Origin of the sequence: Micromonospora sp. NPDC049662, from assembly GCF_040675055.1 — a bacterium.
In the GTDB taxonomy this organism is placed as follows: Bacteria; Actinomycetota; Actinomycetes; order Mycobacteriales; family Micromonosporaceae; genus Micromonospora.
Map to the genome: position 1 here is coordinate 40,562 of NZ_JBFAOC010000028.1, position 17,497 is coordinate 58,058.

General features: G+C 72.8%; 16 protein-coding genes. 3 read left to right on the plus strand and 13 right to left on the minus strand.

Features of this window, described 5'->3' with window-relative positions; translation table 11 throughout:
• Positions 1-36: 36 nt before the first annotated feature.
• The 6 genes from topA to AB0J36_RS21070 all read right to left on the minus strand — a co-directional run bounded on the left by topA (position 37) and on the right by AB0J36_RS21070 (position 8,194).
• Positions 37-2,889: a type I DNA topoisomerase gene (gene topA, locus AB0J36_RS21045; RefSeq protein WP_363661019.1), complete on the minus strand. Its 2,853-nt coding sequence runs from the start codon at positions 2,887-2,889 to the stop codon at positions 37-39.
• Between the two features lie 462 nt (positions 2,890-3,351).
• Positions 3,352-4,101, minus strand: a complete 750-nt coding sequence (locus tag AB0J36_RS21050; RefSeq protein WP_363661020.1) for a hypothetical protein — start codon at positions 4,099-4,101, stop codon at positions 3,352-3,354.
• Positions 4,092-4,631: a hypothetical protein gene (locus AB0J36_RS21055; protein WP_357123670.1), complete on the minus strand. Its 540-nt coding sequence runs from the start codon at positions 4,629-4,631 to the stop codon at positions 4,092-4,094. Before AB0J36_RS21055 ends, AB0J36_RS21050 begins: the two co-directional genes overlap by 10 nt.
• A gap of 101 nt (positions 4,632-4,732) precedes the next feature.
• Positions 4,733-7,081 carry a sodium-translocating pyrophosphatase gene (locus AB0J36_RS21060; protein WP_357123667.1) on the minus strand — a complete coding sequence of 783 codons (2,349 nt, stop codon included), beginning with the start codon at positions 7,079-7,081 and terminating at the stop codon, positions 4,733-4,735.
• Between the two features lie 322 nt (positions 7,082-7,403).
• Entirely contained in the window at positions 7,404-7,841 is a 438-nt protein-coding gene (locus AB0J36_RS21065; protein WP_355049271.1) for an ATP-binding protein, read from the minus strand.
• On the minus strand, positions 7,838-8,194 hold the full coding sequence (locus AB0J36_RS21070) for an STAS domain-containing protein (protein ID WP_355049272.1): 357 nt from the start codon (positions 8,192-8,194) through the stop codon (positions 7,838-7,840). Before AB0J36_RS21070 ends, AB0J36_RS21065 begins: the two co-directional genes overlap by 4 nt.
• A gap of 131 nt (positions 8,195-8,325) precedes the next feature.
• On the opposite strand from AB0J36_RS21070, the gene AB0J36_RS21075 reads away from it, so the two are divergent.
• From AB0J36_RS21075 to AB0J36_RS21085, 3 genes are all read left to right on the plus strand, one after another.
• Positions 8,326-10,668 carry a DEAD/DEAH box helicase gene (locus AB0J36_RS21075; RefSeq protein ID WP_357392632.1) on the plus strand — a complete coding sequence of 781 codons (2,343 nt, stop codon included), beginning with the start codon at positions 8,326-8,328 and terminating at the stop codon, positions 10,666-10,668.
• A 99-nt stretch (positions 10,669-10,767) separates the two neighbouring features.
• Positions 10,768-10,971: a hypothetical protein gene (locus tag AB0J36_RS21080; protein ID WP_357123660.1), complete on the plus strand. Its 204-nt coding sequence runs from the start codon at positions 10,768-10,770 to the stop codon at positions 10,969-10,971.
• Between the two features lie 196 nt (positions 10,972-11,167).
• Positions 11,168-11,746: a hypothetical protein gene (locus AB0J36_RS21085; protein ID WP_357123657.1), complete on the plus strand. Its 579-nt coding sequence runs from the start codon at positions 11,168-11,170 to the stop codon at positions 11,744-11,746.
• Positions 11,747-11,970: 224 nt separating this feature from the next.
• Here AB0J36_RS21085 and AB0J36_RS21090 read toward each other — a convergent pair whose 3' ends face one another.
• From AB0J36_RS21090 to ssd, 7 genes are all read right to left on the minus strand, one after another.
• Positions 11,971-12,432, minus strand: a complete 462-nt coding sequence (locus AB0J36_RS21090; RefSeq protein ID WP_357392631.1) for an Rv3654c family TadE-like protein — start codon at positions 12,430-12,432, stop codon at positions 11,971-11,973.
• Positions 12,432-12,782, minus strand: coding sequence for a TadE family type IV pilus minor pilin (locus AB0J36_RS21095; RefSeq protein ID WP_357392650.1), 351 nt, complete (start codon positions 12,780-12,782; stop codon positions 12,432-12,434). The genes AB0J36_RS21090 and AB0J36_RS21095 overlap by 1 nt, the downstream gene beginning before the upstream one ends.
• Before the next feature lie 71 nt (positions 12,783-12,853).
• Positions 12,854-13,021, minus strand: coding sequence for a DUF4244 domain-containing protein (locus AB0J36_RS21100; protein WP_234584142.1), 168 nt, complete (start codon positions 13,019-13,021; stop codon positions 12,854-12,856).
• Between the two features lie 22 nt (positions 13,022-13,043).
• The gene (locus AB0J36_RS21105) at positions 13,044-13,682 is read right to left on the minus strand and encodes a type II secretion system F family protein (RefSeq protein WP_357392630.1); all 639 of its coding nucleotides are present in this window, start codon (positions 13,680-13,682) and stop codon (positions 13,044-13,046) included.
• Entirely contained in the window at positions 13,682-14,971 is a 1,290-nt protein-coding gene (locus AB0J36_RS21110) for a hypothetical protein (protein ID WP_357392629.1), read from the minus strand. Before AB0J36_RS21110 ends, AB0J36_RS21105 begins: the two co-directional genes overlap by 1 nt.
• Positions 14,968-16,179: a TadA family conjugal transfer-associated ATPase gene (locus AB0J36_RS21115; protein WP_357392628.1), complete on the minus strand. Its 1,212-nt coding sequence runs from the start codon at positions 16,177-16,179 to the stop codon at positions 14,968-14,970. The genes AB0J36_RS21110 and AB0J36_RS21115 overlap by 4 nt, the downstream gene beginning before the upstream one ends.
• Positions 16,176-17,276 carry a septum site-determining protein Ssd gene (gene ssd / locus AB0J36_RS21120; protein ID WP_357123635.1) on the minus strand — a complete coding sequence of 367 codons (1,101 nt, stop codon included), beginning with the start codon at positions 17,274-17,276 and terminating at the stop codon, positions 16,176-16,178. Before ssd ends, AB0J36_RS21115 begins: the two co-directional genes overlap by 4 nt.
• Positions 17,277-17,497: the final 221 nt, after the last annotated feature.

Below are 17,497 nucleotides of genomic sequence, written 5' to 3' on the forward strand. Positions count from 1 at the left end.
TGGACATTTAACCCATTTGGGGCGGCGTGCTCACCGTCACTCCTCGGCAGGGCTGGCGGTGGCCTTCTTCGGGGCCGCCTTCTTCGCCGGGGTCGCCTTCCTGGCCGCCGTCGCCTTGGCGGTGGTGGTCTTCTTCGCGGCGGTGGACTTGCTGGCGGCGGCCGTCTTCTTGGTGGCCGTCGTCTTCTTCGCCGGAGCCTTCTTCGCCGGAGCCTTCTTCGCTGCGGCCTTCTTGCGCGGGGCCGGACCCTTGGCCCGCTTGTCGGCCAGCATCTTGGACGCTTCCTCGATGGTGAGCGCCTCCGGGGTCTGGCCGCGCCGCAGGGACGCGTTGACCTCGCCGTCGGTGACGTACGGGCCGAACCGCCCGTCCTTGATCACCAGCGGCTTCTCGGTCAACGGGTCGACGCCCATCTCGCGCAGCGGCGGCGCGGCGGCCCGCCGGCCCCGGGTCTTCGGGGCGGCCAGCAGGGCCAACGCCTCGTCCAGGGTGACCGTGAACATCTGCTCTTCGGACTCGAGCGAGCGGAACTCCTCGCCCTGCTTCACGTACGGGCCGTAGCGACCGTTGTTGGCGAACACCTCGACGCCGTCGGGCGCGACGCCCACCGACCGGGGCAGGCTCAGCAGCCGCAGCGCCTCGTCGAGGGAGAGCGAGTCCGGCGTCTGCGAGCGCAGTAGCGAGGACTTGCGCTCCCCGCTGGAGACGTACGGGCCGAAACGGCCGGACTTGAGCACGATCGGCTCGCCGGTGGCCGGGTCGTCGCCGAGCTTGCGCTCGCCGCTACCGCCGAGGAACAGCTCGTGCACCTTCTCCGGGGTCAGCTCGTCCGGGGCCAGGCCCTCGGGGATCGGCGCCCGGTCACCCTGGGAGCCGGCCTCCTCGCCCTCGGCCGGAGCGGCCGGCGTCTCGCCGGGAACCGCCCGCTGGAGGTACGGCCCGTACCGGCCGACCCGGACGACGACCTCCCGGCCGTCCTCGTCGGTGAAGAGCGGGATCGAGTTCACGCTGCGCGCGTCGATCTCGCTCAGGTTCTCGGTGACGAGCTTCTTGAGCCCACCCGAGCGGGCGATGTCCTGGTCACCGGCGCCGTTGGAGCTGCCGAAGTAGAACGCGGTGAGGAAGTCGACCGCGGCGTGGTCACCGCCCGCGATCTCGTCCAGCTCGTTCTCCATGCTGGCGGTGAAGTCGTAGTCGATGAGGCGTGGGTAGTGCCGCTCCATCAGGCCGATCACCGCGAAGGCCAGGAACGTGGGGATCATCGCCTGGCCGCGCTTGGTGACGTACCCCCGGTCCTGGATCGTCTGCATGATCGACGCGTAGGTGGACGGGCGACCGATGCCCAGCTCCTCCAGGGCCTTGACCAGCGACGCTTCCGTGTAGCGCGACGGCGGCTGGGTGTGGTGGCCCTGCGCGGCCAGCTCGTCGGCGGTCAGCGGCTGGTCCTTGACCAGGGTCGGCAGCCGACGCTCGGCGTCCTCGGCCTCGGCGTTCTCGTCGTCGCTGGACTCGACGTACGCGCGCAGGAAACCCGGGTCGGTGATGGTCTTACCGGTCGCACCGAAGTCGGCCTCCTCCTGGGAGGTGGAGACCGCGCGGATGCGCACCGAGACGCTGGAACCGACGGCGTCGGTCATCTGCGAGGCGATGGTGCGCCGCCAGATCAGCTCGTAGAGCTTGAACTCCTCGGCGGACAGCTCCTTGGCCACCTCGCCCGGGGTACGGAAGTTGTCCCCCGCCGGGCGGATCGCCTCGTGCGCCTCCTGGGCGTTCTTGACCTTGCCGGTGTAGCGGCGGGGCTCCGGCGGAACGCTGCGCTCGCCGTACAGCTCGACGATCTGCCGGCGGGCCGCCGAGATGGCGGTCTCCGACAGGTTCACCGAGTCGGTACGCATATAGGTGATGTAGCCGTTCTCGTAGAGGCGCTGCGCGGTGCGCATCGTCTGCTGCGAGGACAGGCGCAGCTTGCGGGCCGCCTCCTGCTGGAGCGTCGAGGTGATGAACGGCGCGTACGGGCGGCGGCGGTAGGGCTTCTCCTCGACCCGGGTGACCGTGAACGGCCGCCCGTCGAGCCGGGCGGCCAGACCCCGGGCACCGCTCTCGTCGAGGTGGACGACGCCCGCGCCGGCCCGGACCTTGCCCGTGGTGGGCTCGAAGTCCTTACCGGTGGCGATCCGGTCGCCGTTGAGCGCGATCAGGGTGGCGTTGAAGGTACGCGGCCCCTCCCCGGCGTTCGCCACGGCGAGGGTGGCCAGGATGTCCCAGTACTCGGCGGTGCGGAACGCCATCCGCTGCCGCTCCCGCTCCACCACGATGCGGGTCGCCACGGACTGCACCCGGCCCGCCGAGAGCTTCGGCATGACCTTCTTCCACAGCACCGGGGAGACCTCGTAGCCGTAGAGGCGGTCGAGGATGCGCCGGGCCTCCTGGGCGTCGACCAGGTCGCGGTCGATCTCCCGGGGGTTGGCCACGGCGGCCTGGATCGCCGGCTTGGTGATCTCGTGGAAGACCATCCGCTTGACCGGGACCTTGGGCTTGAGGGTCTCGACCAGGTGCCAGGCGATGGCCTCGCCCTCGCGGTCCTCATCCGTCGCCAGGAAGATCTCGTCGACCTCCTTGGACAGCTTCACCAGCTTGCTGATCTGCTGCCTGCGGTCGGCCGAGACGACGTAGAGGGCGTGGAAGCCGTTGTCCACGTCCACCCCGAGGCGAGCCCAGGACTCGCCCTTGTACTTGGCCGGCACGTCGGCGGCGTTGCGCGGCAGGTCGCGGACGTGACCGAAGCTGGCCTCCACGACGTACCCCGGGCCGAGGTAGCCCGAGATCGTCTTGGCCTTCGCCGGTGACTCGACGATGACCAGACGGGTGGTTCCAGCGTTGCTCGGCACGTCTCTCCCCGACCTCACTCCTGCTCGTGGCCGGCCGGCGCCTTACGACAGCGACCGCTCTCGACCCCGCCGTGGCACCGGCGGTCCGGATGTCCAACGTAACGCGCCGTCCGCGTTTCGGGTTTCGCGGGCGGCAATCCGCTGCGGCGCGGCGGTCGAATCCCGCCCGCCGTGCTCGACACTGCCGGACGGCGCCACCGTACACCGTGGGTAGGCCTCGGAGCGGGTCACTGTGACGATGGCAGGCCCTCAACCAGCCCGTCCAACCCCAGTTGTCCAACACCAGACACCTCACCCCCGCCCCTCCCCCACCCCTCCCACGCCCCACCCCCACCCCCCGCCCCTCCCGCTCACGTCGATCATGGGGTTGTGGTGGGCGTTTAGACCCCGAAGGAGAGGTACGTCCACCACCACAACTCCATGATCGACGCCGGTGGGCGGGGGCGGGGGCGGCGGGGGCGGTTAGGGCCAGGCGTCGGGCGGGGCTGCCGCGGGCGGGGCGCCGACCAGTTCGGCGAGCCGCGCCAACCGGCGTCGGCCGGTGATCCGGTACGCCGGGCCACCCTCGTCGGGGCCGAGCAGCGTGCCGGCCAGGCCGGCGGCGGCGAGAGCCGCGCCGATCGCCTCCCAGCACCGCTGGTCACCCGCGCCGAGGCGCAGCAGGAAGCCGCCGGGCGGCTCCGGCGTCCCGGCGGCGGCGAGCCACAGCCGCAGCCGCCGGCCGGTCAGGTGGAAGGCCGCCGGAGGACACTTCGCCGGGCCGTCCAGCCAGGCGACCGCGAGCGGCTTCAACAACCGGGTGTACGACGTCCGCACGGCGTGCCGCTGGTCCTCGGTCGGCTCCCAGCTCGCGGCCAGCCCGCGCAGCGCCAGTTCGGCGACGAGCACGTGCACCCGCCAGGCGGCGTCCACCCGCACCGCGAGTCGGGCGGTGCCGCCCATCCGGACGACCTCCCCCGGGCCGGCGAGCAGCCCGGCCAGATCGGCGACCGCCGGTTCGGCGGCCTCCGCGCCGAAGAAGACGAGTTGCCGTCCCGCGTCGTCGGCCCGGGGTGGCCCGGAAAGGGCCGACTCGGAGCGGTCGGAACCGCCGCGCCGCCGGCTCGGACCCGCAGGCGCCGGGTCGGCCCGCGACGGGTCGGGCTCGGGTACGGGGAACAGCGCCGGCAGCGACTGCGCGGCCGGCGTGTCACCGAGCCCGTTCAGCGACACTCGGGCACCTCGTCGAAGGCCTGTTTCAGCTCCTCGGAGTTGAGCTTGCTGGTGTCCAGCGCGCTGGCGTCGTACTCCTTGTTCAGGGTGTCGACGGCGGCCCGCACGCCGTCGTAGAAGGCGGCGGGCTCGCCGGTGCCCAACCCCTCGATGGTGTCCCGGGCGCGGCCGTAGGCGTCCCGCATCTTCTCCAGCGACCCCCGGAAGCCGGCGGAGATGGCCTCGCCGTTGTCGGTCTCCGGGACGCCGGCCTGCTCGACCTTGCGGCGCGCGGTCTCGCTGGCCTGTTCCGCGCCGCCGAAGAGCCGCACCAGGTTCTCCTTGGCCTGCGCCGGAGTGGTCTGCGCCGTCATCTGCTGATCGGTGCTGCTGGTCAACTTGCTGATCTCGGAGCGCCACGGCGTGAGTGCGCCGCAGACCGAGGCCGCCCAGGCCCGTGGGCTGGGCCCACCGCAGCCGGTGAGGACGACGACGAGCGTGGCCAGGACCACCGTGAGCTTTCCGACGGCAGACGTCCGGCACGTACGCATGCGTTGCAGCGTACGACCTTCGGCCAGGTGTGGCACCGGTCCGGATGGCCGGGGTCCCCGCCCGACGGGTGCGTCGAGCGGGGACCCCGGTGCCGCCGGTGTCAGGCGTTGACGATCTCCGGACGGTGGTCGGCGCTGCCCGCGCCGGTGTCGGAGTCGTCCATCGCGATGCCCTTGCGCTTGCTGAAGACCACCGACGCCACGATGATCAGCGTCGCGACCAGCGCGATACCAACCCGCAGGCCGACGTTGCGGTCGTCACCGACGCTGTAGGCCACCACGGCGGGGGCGATCAGCAGCGAGACCAGGTTCATCACCTTGATCAGCGGGTTGATGGCCGGGCCGGCGGTGTCCTTGAACGGGTCGCCGACGGTGTCGCCGATGACCGTGGCGGCGTGCGACTCGGAGCCCTTGCCGCCGTACGCGCCGTCCTCGACCAGCTTCTTGGCGTTGTCCCAGGCCCCACCGGAGTTGGACAGGAACACCGCCATCAGCGTGCCGGCTCCGATCGCGCCGGCCAGGTAGGAGGCGAGCGCCCCCGGGCCGAGGCCGAAGCCGACCGCGATCGGCGCCAGGATGGCGAGCAGGCCGGGGGTCATCAGCTCGCGCTGCGCGTCCCGGGTGCAGATGTCGACGACCTTGCCGTACTCCGGACGCTGGGTGCGGTCCATGATGCCGGGCAGCTCACGGAACTGCCGGCGGACCTCCATGACGACCGCGCCGGCCGAGCGGGACACCGCGTTGATCGCCAGCCCGGAGAAGAGGAAGACGACAGCCGCACCGATGATCAGTCCGACCAGGTTGCGCGGGTTGGCCACGTTCAGCGAGTTGAGGATCTCGGTGCCGACGTCGCCCACGCCGGCGTCCGCGTACGCGGTCCGCAGGGTGTCCGTGTACGAGCCGAACAGCGCGGTCGCCGCCAGCACCGCGGTGGCGATCGCGATGCCCTTGGTGATGGCCTTGGTGGTGTTGCCGACCGCGTCCAGCTCGGTGAGGATGCGCGCGCCGTGCTCGTCGATGTCGCCGGACATCTCCGCCACGCCCTGGGCGTTGTCGGAGATCGGGCCGAAGGTGTCCATGGCGACGATGACGCCGACGGTGGTGAGCAGGCCGGTGCCGGCCAGCGCCACCGCGAACAGCGACAGCGTGATGGAGCTGCCGCCGAGCAGGAACGCCCCGAAGACGCCGGCGCCGATCAGCAGCGCCGAGTAGACCGCCGACTCCAGGCCGACGCTGATGCCGGCGAGGATGACGGTGGCCGCGCCGGTCTGCGAGCTCTTGCCGATGTCCTGCACGGGCCGCTTGTTGGTCTCGGTGAAGTAGCCGGTCAGCGCCTGGATCGCGGCGGCGAGCACGATGCCGATCACCACCGCGCCGATGGCTACCAGTCGCGGGTTGCGGTCGACGTCGGTGAGGCCACCTTCCAGGTCGGCGAAGGTCGCCGGCAGGTACGCGTACGCGGCGATCGCCACCAGCACCGCGGAGATCACGGCGGAGATGTAGAAGGCCCGGTTGATCGCGGTGAGACCGTTGCGGTCGGAGGCGCGCAGCCGGGTGATGAAGACGCCGACGATGGCGACCAGCACGCCGATGGTGGAGATGATCAGCGGGAAGACCAGACCGTCCTCGCCGAAGGCGGCCCGCCCGAGGATCAGCGCGGCCACCAGCGTCACCGCGTACGACTCGAACAGGTCGGCGGCCATGCCGGCGCAGTCACCGACGTTGTCGCCCACGTTGTCGGCGATGGTGGCGGCGTTACGCGGGTCGTCCTCGGGGATGCCCTGCTCGACCTTGCCGACCAGGTCGGCGCCGACGTCGGCGGCCTTGGTGAAGATGCCGCCGCCGACCCGCATGAACATCGCCAGCAGGGCGGCGCCGAAGCCGAAGCCCTCCAGCACCGTGGGCGCGTCACCCCGGTAGACCAGGACGACCAGCGCGGCGCCGAAGAGGCCGAGGCCGACGGTGAGGAAGCCGACCACGCCGCCGGTCCGGAAGGCGATCTTCATGGCGGCTTCGCGGCCACCCTGGCGCTCCCGGGCGGCGGCGGCCACGCGCAGGTTCGCGCGGGTCGCCAGCCACATGCCGGCGCCACCGATGGACGCGCTGAACACGGCGCCCACCACGAAGAAGAGCGAGCGGCCGAGCTTCACGGCCATCTCGCTGCCGTCGGTGTCGTGCACCGGCAGCAGGAAGAGCAGCACCACGGCGACGACGACGAAGATCGCCAAGGTGCGGAACTGGCGGAGCAGGTAGGCCGAGGCGCCCTCCTGGACCGCCCCCGAGATCTCCTGCATGTTGGTGGTGCCCTTGCCGGCGGCCAGCACGGTCTTCGTCAAAGCGGCGGCGAAGACGAGCGCCACCAGCGCGATGACCGCGGCGATGACGACGTACGTGACATTGCCTCCGGTAAGGGAAAGCCCGCCGCCGTCGGCGGCCAAGGTCTCGGACATCTGTGTCCTCCTGTTACCGAACACTCGCGTCGACGGGTGGAGACGCACCGGTCGACGCCTGGATGCGGACTCGCAAGCGCGCGCCAACCCACCCCAGCGGACCAGCGATGACCACCCATACCCGCTGGCTGCGGGTTGGATCACTTGCTGACAACCCGGGTACTGTAGCCCTCCACAGTGTTCGAGGTCACACCGAGGTGGCACCGTGTCTCGATGATCTTCGTCGCTGTGTTATGAAACGAAATCTGATATAGGGCCCGATCCATGACGACAAGGCCGCCTCCCCGGCGGGGACACGGCCTTGTGCGCAGTCGTTCCGAAGTCAGCGCCCGACGGGCCACACCATTCGCACCTCGGTGCCGATGCCCTCGTCGACCGGGCGCACCTGCAGGTCCTCCACGAAGCCCGCGAGCAGAGCGAACCCGACACCCGTGGTCAACGCCTCGTCGGTCAGCGACTCGTCGGCCAACTCGTCCGGCGGCAGCGCCGCCAGCCCGATGCTGGCCTCGATCGGCGCCCGGTCCACGACCCGCACCGCGTACGTGCCGCCGTCGGACATCTCCACCAGCACCGGATCGGCCAGGCCGTACTGACGGTGCAGCGCGACCGCCCGGGTGCACGCCTCACCGATGGCCAGGCGCACCTCGTCCAGCAGGTCCTCGCGGACACCGGCCCGTCGGGCGACGGCCACGCCGACCAGTCGGGCGGTACGCACGTGCACCGGGGCCGGAGAGAAGGAGAGCCGGACCGTCGCCATCACGCGTTGGCGCCGCTCGGGCCCGCGCCGGCCGCCGCCTCGACCGTGGCGTGCAGCGGGAACACCTGGTCCAGCGCCGTGATCCGGAAAATCTTGAGCAGCGGCTCCTTGTCACAGACCAGGGCGAACGAGCCGCCGGCCGTGCGCAGCCGCTTGTGCGCGCCCACCAGCACGCCCAGCCCGGTCGAGTCGAGGAAGTCGACCCGCCCGAGGTCCACGATCACGTGCCGGGCGCCGCCGTCGATCAGCTCGAGGAGACGTTCGCGGAGCCGGGGCGCGGTGTAGACGTCCACCTCACCGCCGACCTCAAGCACCGTGTGCTCGCCCACGGTGCGCGTCGCCAGCGACAGCTCCATCGGTCCTCCTCGCCAGAGCCGTAAACTCTCCTGGGCATCTAACCACTACCGCCGGGACACCCTGCGGTCACCGGCGGCGGCTTTCCCTTACCCCGGGGCCCGGCTTTTCATCTCCGAACACCAGTGCGAGAGTGCAGGACGTGACTTCCTCCCCGCCGGTCGACCTGCTGCGCCGGCTGCGCGCACGGGGCGCGGGCGACCCGGTCACCCACGTCGAGCGGGTGCCCGCCCGCGTCGGGGTGCCGGCGCCGTGGCCGGCGTGGGCGCCTACGGAGCTTCGGGCGGCGTTCGACCGCCGCGGCGTGGTCGCGCCCTGGCAGCACCAGGCCGAGGCGGCCACCCTGGCGTACGAGGGCGGCCACGTGATCGTCGCCACCGGAACCGCGTCCGGCAAGTCCCTGGCGTACCAGCTCCCGGCGCTCGCCACGCTGCTCGCCGACCCCCGGGCCACCGTGCTCTACCTGGCGCCGACCAAGGCCCTCGCCGCCGACCAGCTGCGGGCCGTCGTCGGCCTGGAGCTGGAGGGGGTACGCCCCGCCACCTACGACGGGGACACGCCGCGCGCGGAACGGGAGTGGATCCGCCGACACTCCCGCTTCGTGCTGACCAATCCGGACATGCTGCACCACGGCGTCCTGCCCGGCCACGCCCAGTGGTCGGGGTTCCTGCGCCGACTGGCGTACGTGGTGATCGACGAGTGCCACACCTACCGGGGTGTGTTCGGCTCGCACGTGGCGCACGTGCTGCGCCGGTTGCGCCGGCAGTGCGCGCGCTTCGGGGCCAGCCCGGTGTTCGTCCTCGCCTCGGCCACCTCCGGCGACCCGGCGACCGCCGCCGCGCGACTCACCGGACTGCCGGTGACCGCGGTCACCGAGGACACCTCGCCGCGCGGCGGGGTGACCTTCGCGCTCTGGGAACCGCCACTGCTGCCACCGGACTCGGGCTCCTCCTCCCCGGTCCCCCCGCAGGCGACGGGCGACCACGACGACCTTCGTCAGGTCCGCCGGTCGGCGCTGCGCGAGACCGCGGACCTCCTCGCCGACACGGTCGCCGAGGGGGTACGCACCCTCGCGTTCGTCCGTTCCCGCAAAGGCGCCGAGGTGGTGGCGGCCAACGCGCGGCGGGCGCTCGACGACGCCGTGCCCGGGCTCGGCGACCGGGTGGCCGCCTACCGGGGCGGCTACCTGCGCGAGGAGCGTCGCGAGCTGGAACGCGCGCTGCTGCACGGTGACCTGCTCGGCCTGGCCTCCACCAACGCGCTGGAGCTGGGCGTGGACCTGGTGGGGCTGGACGCGGTGTTGATCTGCGGCTATCCGGGCACCCGGGCGTCGCTGTGGCAGCAGGCGGGCCGCGCCGGGCGTTCCGGCCAGGAGGCCCTCGCGGTGCTGGTGGCCCGGGACGACCCACTGGACACCTACCTGGTGCACCACCCGGAGGCGATCTTCGGTGCGCCGGTGGAGGCGACGGTGCTCGACCCGGCCAACCCGTACGTGCTTGCCCCGCAGCTGGCCTGCGCCGCCGCCGAGGCGCCGCTGACGCCGGCCGACCTGGCGCTCTTCGGCGACGGGGCGAAGGAGGCGGTGGACGAGCTGGTGGCAGCCGGGGCGCTGCGACAGCGGCCCACCGGCTGGTACTGGCGACACCGCGAGCGCCCCGAGGTGGACCTGCGCGGCGAGGGCGGCGCACCGGTCGTCGTGGTGGAGTCGTCGACCGGCCGGCTGCTCGGCACCGTCGACGGCGGCTCGTCCCACTTCCTGCTCCACCCCGGCGCGGTCTACCTGCACCAGGGCGTCTCGTACGTGGTCGACGAGCTGGACCTCGCCGACGGCTGCGCGTTGGTGCACGTCGAGGAGCCGGACTGGTCCACCCACGCCCGGGACGTCACCGACCTGTCCGTGGTGTCGGTGCGCTCCTACGTCGACGCCGGGCCGGTCGGGATGTTCCTCGGCGAGGTGGACGTCACCAGCCAGGTGGTGTCGTACCAGCGGCGCAGGATCGCCACCGGCGAGGTGATCGACACCCGACCGCTGGACCTGCCCGCCCGGGAGCTGCGGACGGTGGCGGTGTGGTTCACGCTGTCCGAGCGGTCGCTGACGTCCGCCGGGGTGCAGCCGGCCGACGTACCGGGCGCGCTGCACGCCGCCGAACACGCCGCGATCGGCCTGCTTCCGCTGATGGCGACGTGCGACAGGTGGGACATCGGCGGCCTCTCCACCGCCCTGCACCCGGACACCGAGGCGCCGACGGTCTTCGTCTACGACGGGCACCCGGGCGGCGCGGGCTTCGCGGAGCGCGCCTACGGGACGGCGTCGGCGTGGCTGCGGGCCACCCGCGACGCGATCGCGGAGTGCGGCTGCGAGACCGGCTGCCCGTCCTGCGTGCAGTCGCCGAAGTGCGGCAACGGCAACAACCCTCTCTCGAAGCCGGACGCGATCCGGGTCCTCGACGTGGTGCTGGGCAATCTGCCCTCCTGAGCCACCTTGCATGAATGCCGGTGGCACTGGGCACAATGGTGTGGGAGCGCTTCCATCGATGCTTGTGTTGTATTTCGCCCCCGCGCCCGAGGAGAAGTTGTGGCCGACACGATCGCTGAGACCGTCGACCTGCTCTACACCATCGACCAGGAACACCTCACCCTCGACCAGCAGATCGCGCTCGGGGCCGCGCTGGCCGCGTTGGCTCAGGCCGAACGGCTGGAGCAGATCAACGAGCGACTGCGCGGCATCCACCAGGTGCTCAACACCTGGTCGTTGCGGTCGACGGTGGACGGTCGCTGAATTCGCGCGTGACCGGTCCGGCCGGGCGGACCGGTCAGGCTGGACCAGTCGGGGCGAGCTGGTCGGGGTGGGCCGGGGTCGGGGTGGCCGGTTCGGGGTGCGCGGGTTGGTCGGGTGGGTGAGCCGGATGAGCGTGGGCCGACGGGGGTTGCCCGGCTGTGCGAGACTCCGGCGCGACACCCCCTGAGGAGATCAGATGCAGCTCGACAACTTGCAGACCCTGCAGCAGTTCCACATCCGCCAGCGGCTGCGGATGATGGTCAACCAGTACGAGGTCCGCGCGGTCGCGCCGGACGGCAGCGAGGGCGAGCTGCTGGCCTTCGCGCAGCAGAAGCGGCTCGCCTTCAAGGAGCAGGTGACGATCTACACCGACGACTCCAAGCAGCAGCCCCTGCTCGGTTTCAAGGCCCGCCAGCGCATCGACCTCGGCGCGACGTACGACGTCACCGACGCGGCCGGCAACCCGATCGGCCTGTTCCGCAAGGACTTCGCCCAGTCCCTGCTCCGCTCCACGTGGCACGTCGAGCAGGCCGGCCTGCCGCAGGTGACGGGTCAGGAGCGCAGCCTGCCGGTGGCGCTGCTGCGCCGGTTCGTCGACTCGCTCTCCTGGCTGCCGTACCACTTCGACTTCCTCGCCGGCGGCCAGCCCGTCTTCTCGGTCGTCAAGAAGTGGGGCCTGCGCGACAAGTACGTCGTCGAGGTGCAGAACCCGCAGATCGACCGCCGCCTCGTCATCGCCATGGCCGTCGCCCTCGACGCGCTCCAGGCTCGCTGACGCACCGGCTGGCGTTTCGCCACCCCGCCCGCGATCTTGCACTTTGTGCGCCGACATAGGCCACGAAAGCCACATATCGTCGACACAAAGTGCAAGATCGGCGGAGCTACCCCCTCAAGCTCGGCCGGCGGGGCAGGGCCCTACAGCTCCGCCCCGCCGCCGGCTACTGCTGCCAGTCCAACCCGACCAGGCTCTACCCACTGCGATCCGGCCGGGTCTGCCGTTCAGCCGCGCACCGGCCCGGCGCGGGCCGTCGATGTGGCGACCCGTGTCAGGCCCGGGACCGGCGTGAACGCCACCTCGACGGTCACCAGCACGTCCAGGCCGTCGACGACGCAGTCGACCATCCGGCCGGCGTTGCGCTGGGCGATGTCCGCGGCGGACGCGCACGCCACCGCATCACCGTCGAGCGCTCGGGTGGCCCCGGCCAGCGCGCCGAGATCAGCGGCCACCGCGGCCCGCTGGGCTGCCACGCCGGTCGCGGCGACGGCGGCGCCGAATGTCCCGACCAGCACGAACACCAGCCCCAGCGCGAGCAGCAGGATGGTCGCGCCACCCCGCTCCGCGTCTGCTCGGCCGTCAAGGTCTCGCTCGATGTCAGGGCTGCGGCCACGGAATCGACCGTGGCCCGGGCCGATGCCATGGCTACCGCCGTTACCGCGCGACCGTACCGTCGGCCGGGGCATCACCGGCTCATCTCTTGGGCGCCGGGTTCCACCGCTGCGACGGCGGTGGCTGCCACGGTGACCCGTGGTAGCCGGCCGCCCAGCGCACGGACGGGCGCGCGGACGGTCGCCTGCACCCGGTCGCCGTCGAAGGACACCGACACCTCTGCCCCCGGTGGTGCGACCTGTGCGCCGTCCGCGTTGCCGGCGCCCCGGGCGGCGGCGAGCGCGGCTTCGCGGGCGGTGTGCAGGCAACTCGCCTGTGTGCTGACGGCGTTCACCGCCGTCAGGCCGGCGAGCAGCAGCAGGAGAAGCGCCGGCAGGCCGGCCGCCAGTTCGGCGGTGAAGGATCCCCGCTCGCCGCCGACGATGTGGGCCCTCCGGCCGCCGTCGGACGCGCGCCCGGGAGCGTTCCGCGTACGGTCGACCTGCCGGCGCCTGATCACTTGAGTGCCCGGTCGATGACCGCGGTCAGCGCGGACTGGACGTTGCCGGAGGTCAGCACCTTCAACAGGATCCCCGCGAAGGCCACCGCGGCGAGCGTGCCGACCGCGTACTCGGCGGTGTTCATTCCGTCGTCGCCGCGCAGTCGGGCGATGAGTTTGCGCATGGGTCTTCCCTTCCTCGATGGGTCAGAGCACGTCGCCGAGAACGGCGACGATCACCGGCACCAGGCCGGCGAGAATGAACGCGGGCAGGAAGCAGAGCCCCAGTGGCAGCACGATGAGGACGCCCGCCCGACGGGCCGACGCCTCGGCGGCGGTGGCCCGGTCGGCCCGCAGGTCGTCGGCGAGACGGGTCAGCGCACCGGCCAGCGCCGCGCCGCTGTTGGCCGAGCGGAACGCCGCTGCGGCAAGCCGATCCGCCCCTGGCACACCGTCCAACGCCGACCACGCCTCCGCTGGGCCGCCACCGAGGAGCAACGTGCGGCCCACCCGGGCCAGTCGGGTGGCCAGCGGGCCGTCCAACGCCTCGGCCACCGCTAGGACCGAGCGGTCCACCGGCGCACCGGCCCGCATCGCCGCCGCCAGGAGGTCGGCGGCGAGCGGCAGGTCGGCGGCCTCCCGAAGCCGCTGGCTGCGTACGGCGGGAGGCTCGATCCGCCGCAGCGACACATCCAGCAGGACGGCGACCGGAACGGCGCCCAGCCATCCGAACCAGCCCTCGACAACCACTGCCACGGCAAGCCCGGCCATGCCTGCCGCGAGCCGGATCGCATCCGGACGGCGGCGTATGCCCGCAGTCCCGCGAGTGGACAACACCGGGGACATCAGGTGGTCCGCCCCGGCCCAGCGCCCAGCCGCTCAGCCCAGAAGAGACCGACGATCTGCAGGGCGACGGCGAGGACCGCGCACACCCCACCGACCGTGTCGTGCAGGAGCACCGCCAGGGGGTCGACCCCGATCCCGTAGCCGAGCCCGATCCCACCAATCGGCAGAGCAGCCAGCAACCAGGCAGTGGCGCGTGCGCCAGCCGCCTGTGCCGCTGCGGCGGCCAGCCCACGGTCGGTCGCACGGGCGTCCGCCTCGATCCGCTCGATCAGCTCCGCCAGCGGCGCGCCGGTCCGGTCCGCCAGCCGCACGGCGGCCGAGGTCAGGTCGCGAAGCCGATCGACGCCGGCCATCGATGCTCCCGCGACGGAGGTGATCTCGAGGGTCGGCGGCATGGGCGAACCCGCCCGGAGGTCGGCCGCCAGGCCGCACAGCAGATCCAGGCCGCGCCGTCGATTCAGCTCGACCTGCCGATTTGTTCTCCGGCGCAGCAGGGCACGGATGGCGAGCGTGCCGTAGCCGGCCATCGCCAGGGCGGCCACCGGCCCGCCGGACACGGCTCCGACACCTGCTCCCACCAGACCGGCCAGGAGCAGCACCCGACGCGGTGACCGTCGCGCGCGTACCAGAAGGGTCGAGACCGGCCTGTCCGGCTCGTGGCCCGCCGGCCCCACGAACAGTCCGCCGGCACCATGGTCCGGCTGGTCCGCGAGCGGCCTGTCGGTCTCGCGGCCTGCCGGCCCCGCCAACAGCCCGCCGGCCCGATGACCCGCCTGGTCGGCGAACAGCCCGCCGGCCCTCTGGTCCGCCTGGTCGGCGAACAGCCTGCCGGCCTCGTGGTGCGGGGAAGCGACGGCCGCCGGGGCTCCGGCCTCGGGCCTGGCAATGGCAGCCGGGCGGCGCGAGTCCCGGCGGGCCGGCGGACGTGCCGGGCCGGCCGGTCGGGTGGGTCCCTCGGGTCCACCGGTCGCCCTCGAACGGCCGGGGCTGTCGTCGAGGTCCCGGGTGGACCAGGCGACGGCCGTGCGCCCACTGCCGGCCCCCGGCTGCACGAGCGCACCCGGGTCAGCCGAAGCGGCCGTGCCGCCGAGGTCTTCGGTCGGCCGGTCCTGCCCGCGAGCGAGGTCCCGGATCCACTCGACCAGGGCGTCGTCCGGGTCGACACCGGTGGCACGCCGGGTCGGGGCCAGCACCCGACGCCGACGGTCTCTGATGCTCTTCGCCCGCCAGATCACCAGGATCGCGGTGGACAGCAGCAGCGCCGCGACCAGCGCCATCGTGGCGTTCACGCCGGACCTGCCGATCCGGGCCACGGCTCGGTGAGGATCGGTGGGACCGCGACACCCCGGTCCCGCAGCAGCGCGCCGAACGTACGGGCGGCCAGCCCCAGGCCTCGCCCACGTATCCAGGCGGGCACCACGGTGGCCAGGCGTTCCGGCCCTTCGGGGAGCAGCAGACAGATCGATTCGAGGACGCGGCCCTGATCGCCGCGACGCACCTGGAGCAGCACCTGAAGCGCGGCGACCACCTGGGCGTGCAGCGCGGCGCGGGGCAGACCACCGAGCATGCCGAGCGCCTCCAGCCGGGCCGGCACGTCGGACGGGGTGTTGGCATGCAGCGTGCCGGCACCGCCGTCGTGACCCGTGTTCAACGCGGCCAGCAGGTCGACCACCTCTGCGCCCCGGCACTCCCCGACGACCAGGCGGTCCGGACGCATTCGCAGCGCCTGCCGGACCAGGTCTCCGAGGCTGACCACGCCCGTCCCCTCGACGTTGGCGGTACGGGCCTGCAGCCCGACCACGTGCGGATGCCCCGGCTGGAGCTCTGCCGCGTCCTCGACCAGGACGATCCGTTCGGTGGCTGGCACCAACCCGAGCAGAGTGTTGAGCAGGGTCGTCTTGCCCGAGCCCGTGCCGCCGGTGACCAGGTACGCCAACCGGGCCGCGACGACCGCGGCGAGCAGCGGTGCCACCGGTCGCGGCACCGTCCCCTGGCTCACCAGCTCGTCGAGCGTGTACGGGCGATGCCGGAACGTCCGCAGGGACAGGTAGGGACCCTCGGTCGCCACCGGAGGCAGTACGGCGTGCAGGCGGGTGCCGTCGGGCAGGCGGGCGTCCGCGAACGGGGAGCCGTCGTCGAGCCGCCGACCGGCGCTGGCGATGAGCCGCTGCGCCAACCGCCGGACGTCGTCGACCGAGCCGACCGGGATCGCCACCTGGTGCAGCCCCGCACCCCGGTCGGCCCAGACGCGTACGCCGTTGACCAGGACGTCGGTCACCTCTGGGTCGGTCAGCAGTGGGGCGAGTGGTCCGGCGCCGACGAGGTCGTCGTGCACCCGGTCGGCGATCCGCAGGACGGCGGTGTCGCCCAGCACGGCAGCGGTGGGTTCGGCACGTACGGCGGAGACGATCGCCGCCGGGGTGACCGGGTCGGTGGCGGCGACGATCCGCTGCCGCACCCGGGCCGCGAAGGAGGTGTCCTCCGGCTGGCCGCTCATGCCGCACCGGTCGTGGCGCCGGTGAGGTCCGCGACGATCCGCTGGCACAGGGCGGCGAGCGGGCCCTTGCCCGCCGCCGCCGGGGCCTCGCCGCGTTCGAGGCCCCGGCAGAGCCCCGGCTCGGGGCGCAGCGTGCCGGCGAGGGGAAGCCCGAGGGCCCGTGCCACCTCGGTGGCGCGCAGCCGGCCGGGGGCGGGCCCGCGCACCACGACCGAGAGTGCGTCGCAGTGTGGTGCGGCCACGGCCACCACCCGGGCGGCGGCCGCGGTGGCACGCAACTCCGCCGGTACGACGACGAACGCCTGGTCGGCCGCCTGCAACGCGACCACGGCGGCGTCGTCGAGCTGCCGGGGCAGGTCGATCACCACGAAGTCCCGGCCCCGGTGGGCGGCGTCGACGGTCGCCGCCATGGCTGCGGCGGGCAGCGCCAGCATCTCGCCGCGGTCCCAGGAGAGCACCACCAGGTCGCCTCGACTGGGCAGGGCCTGGACCAGCGCGGGTGCGTCCACCCGCCCGTCCGCGCTGGTGAGTGACGGCCACCGCAGCCCTTCCAACTGCTCCCAGCCGAGGACGAGATCGAGGCCACCGCCGAGCGGATCGGCGTCGATGAGCAGGGTGCGCAGTCGGGCCCGCGCGGCGGTCACGGCGAGCCCGCCGGCGAGCACGCTCGCCCCGGCGCCACCTCGGCCACCGAACAGCGCGACGACCCGCGCACCCGGGCCGTCCGGCTGGTCTGGGCCGTGCTCGGCCAGGCGGTCCACGAGCCACGGCTCGGCGGCGGGCAGCGCGGCGACGTGTTCGGCGCCGATCAGCTCGGCGATCTGCCAGCCGGGGTCGATCTGACCGGCCCGGCCGACGAGCACCAACCGGGGCCGCTTCGGTAGCCGGGCCCGCAGACACGCCCGCGACTGGTCGACACCGAGCAGCACCAGCGGCGCGGAGGTCCAGCGGGTGCGTGCCGCGGCCGGGTCGGCGGCGAGTTCCACCTCGGTCCCGCCGGCGGCGGCGAGCCGGAGCAGGTCGTCGAGCAGGTCGCCGTCCCCGGTGACGACCAGTGGGAGCCGTCGGATCGGCGGGACGGAGGTACGGGGTGCCATCGCGGCCTCCAGCGGTCGGGATCGGATGCACCACCGACCCTGCTCGCGACGAACCCCGAACGACGCCCTCGACCCGGCCGCCTGTGGACAACTCAGGGGCCTGTGGACAACGCCCGCCGAGACGGTTGATCTGCTATGCGCACTGGTGTTCGTGCAGCTGGCGGCGCTGCCGCAAAAACACCGCAGGGCCGCTCCCGCGAGAGCGGCCCCAGAAATCGCTG

Excerpts from the sequence above, each read along its gene's own strand:
- AB0J36_RS21055 (WP_357123670.1), bottom strand. The coding sequence starts at position 4,631 with ATGCGTACGTGCCGGACGTCTGCCGTCGGAAAGCTCACGGTGGTCCTG.
- AB0J36_RS21060 (WP_357123667.1), bottom strand. The coding sequence starts at position 7,081 with ATGTCCGAGACCTTGGCCGCCGACGGCGGCGGGCTTTCCCTTACCGGA.
- AB0J36_RS21070 (WP_355049272.1), bottom strand. The coding sequence starts at position 8,194 with ATGGAGCTGTCGCTGGCGACGCGCACCGTGGGCGAGCACACGGTGCTT.
- AB0J36_RS21085 (WP_357123657.1), top strand. The coding sequence starts at position 11,168 with ATGCAGCTCGACAACTTGCAGACCCTGCAGCAGTTCCACATCCGCCAG.
- AB0J36_RS21090 (WP_357392631.1), bottom strand. The coding sequence starts at position 12,432 with ATGCCCCGGCCGACGGTACGGTCGCGCGGTAACGGCGGTAGCCATGGC.
- AB0J36_RS21100 (WP_234584142.1), bottom strand. The coding sequence starts at position 13,021 with ATGCGCAAACTCATCGCCCGACTGCGCGGCGACGACGGAATGAACACC.
- AB0J36_RS21105 (WP_357392630.1), bottom strand. The coding sequence starts at position 13,682 with ATGTCCCCGGTGTTGTCCACTCGCGGGACTGCGGGCATACGCCGCCGT.
- AB0J36_RS21115 (WP_357392628.1), bottom strand. The coding sequence starts at position 16,179 with ATGAGCGGCCAGCCGGAGGACACCTCCTTCGCGGCCCGGGTGCGGCAG.
- ssd (WP_357123635.1), bottom strand. The coding sequence starts at position 17,276 with ATGGCACCCCGTACCTCCGTCCCGCCGATCCGACGGCTCCCACTGGTC.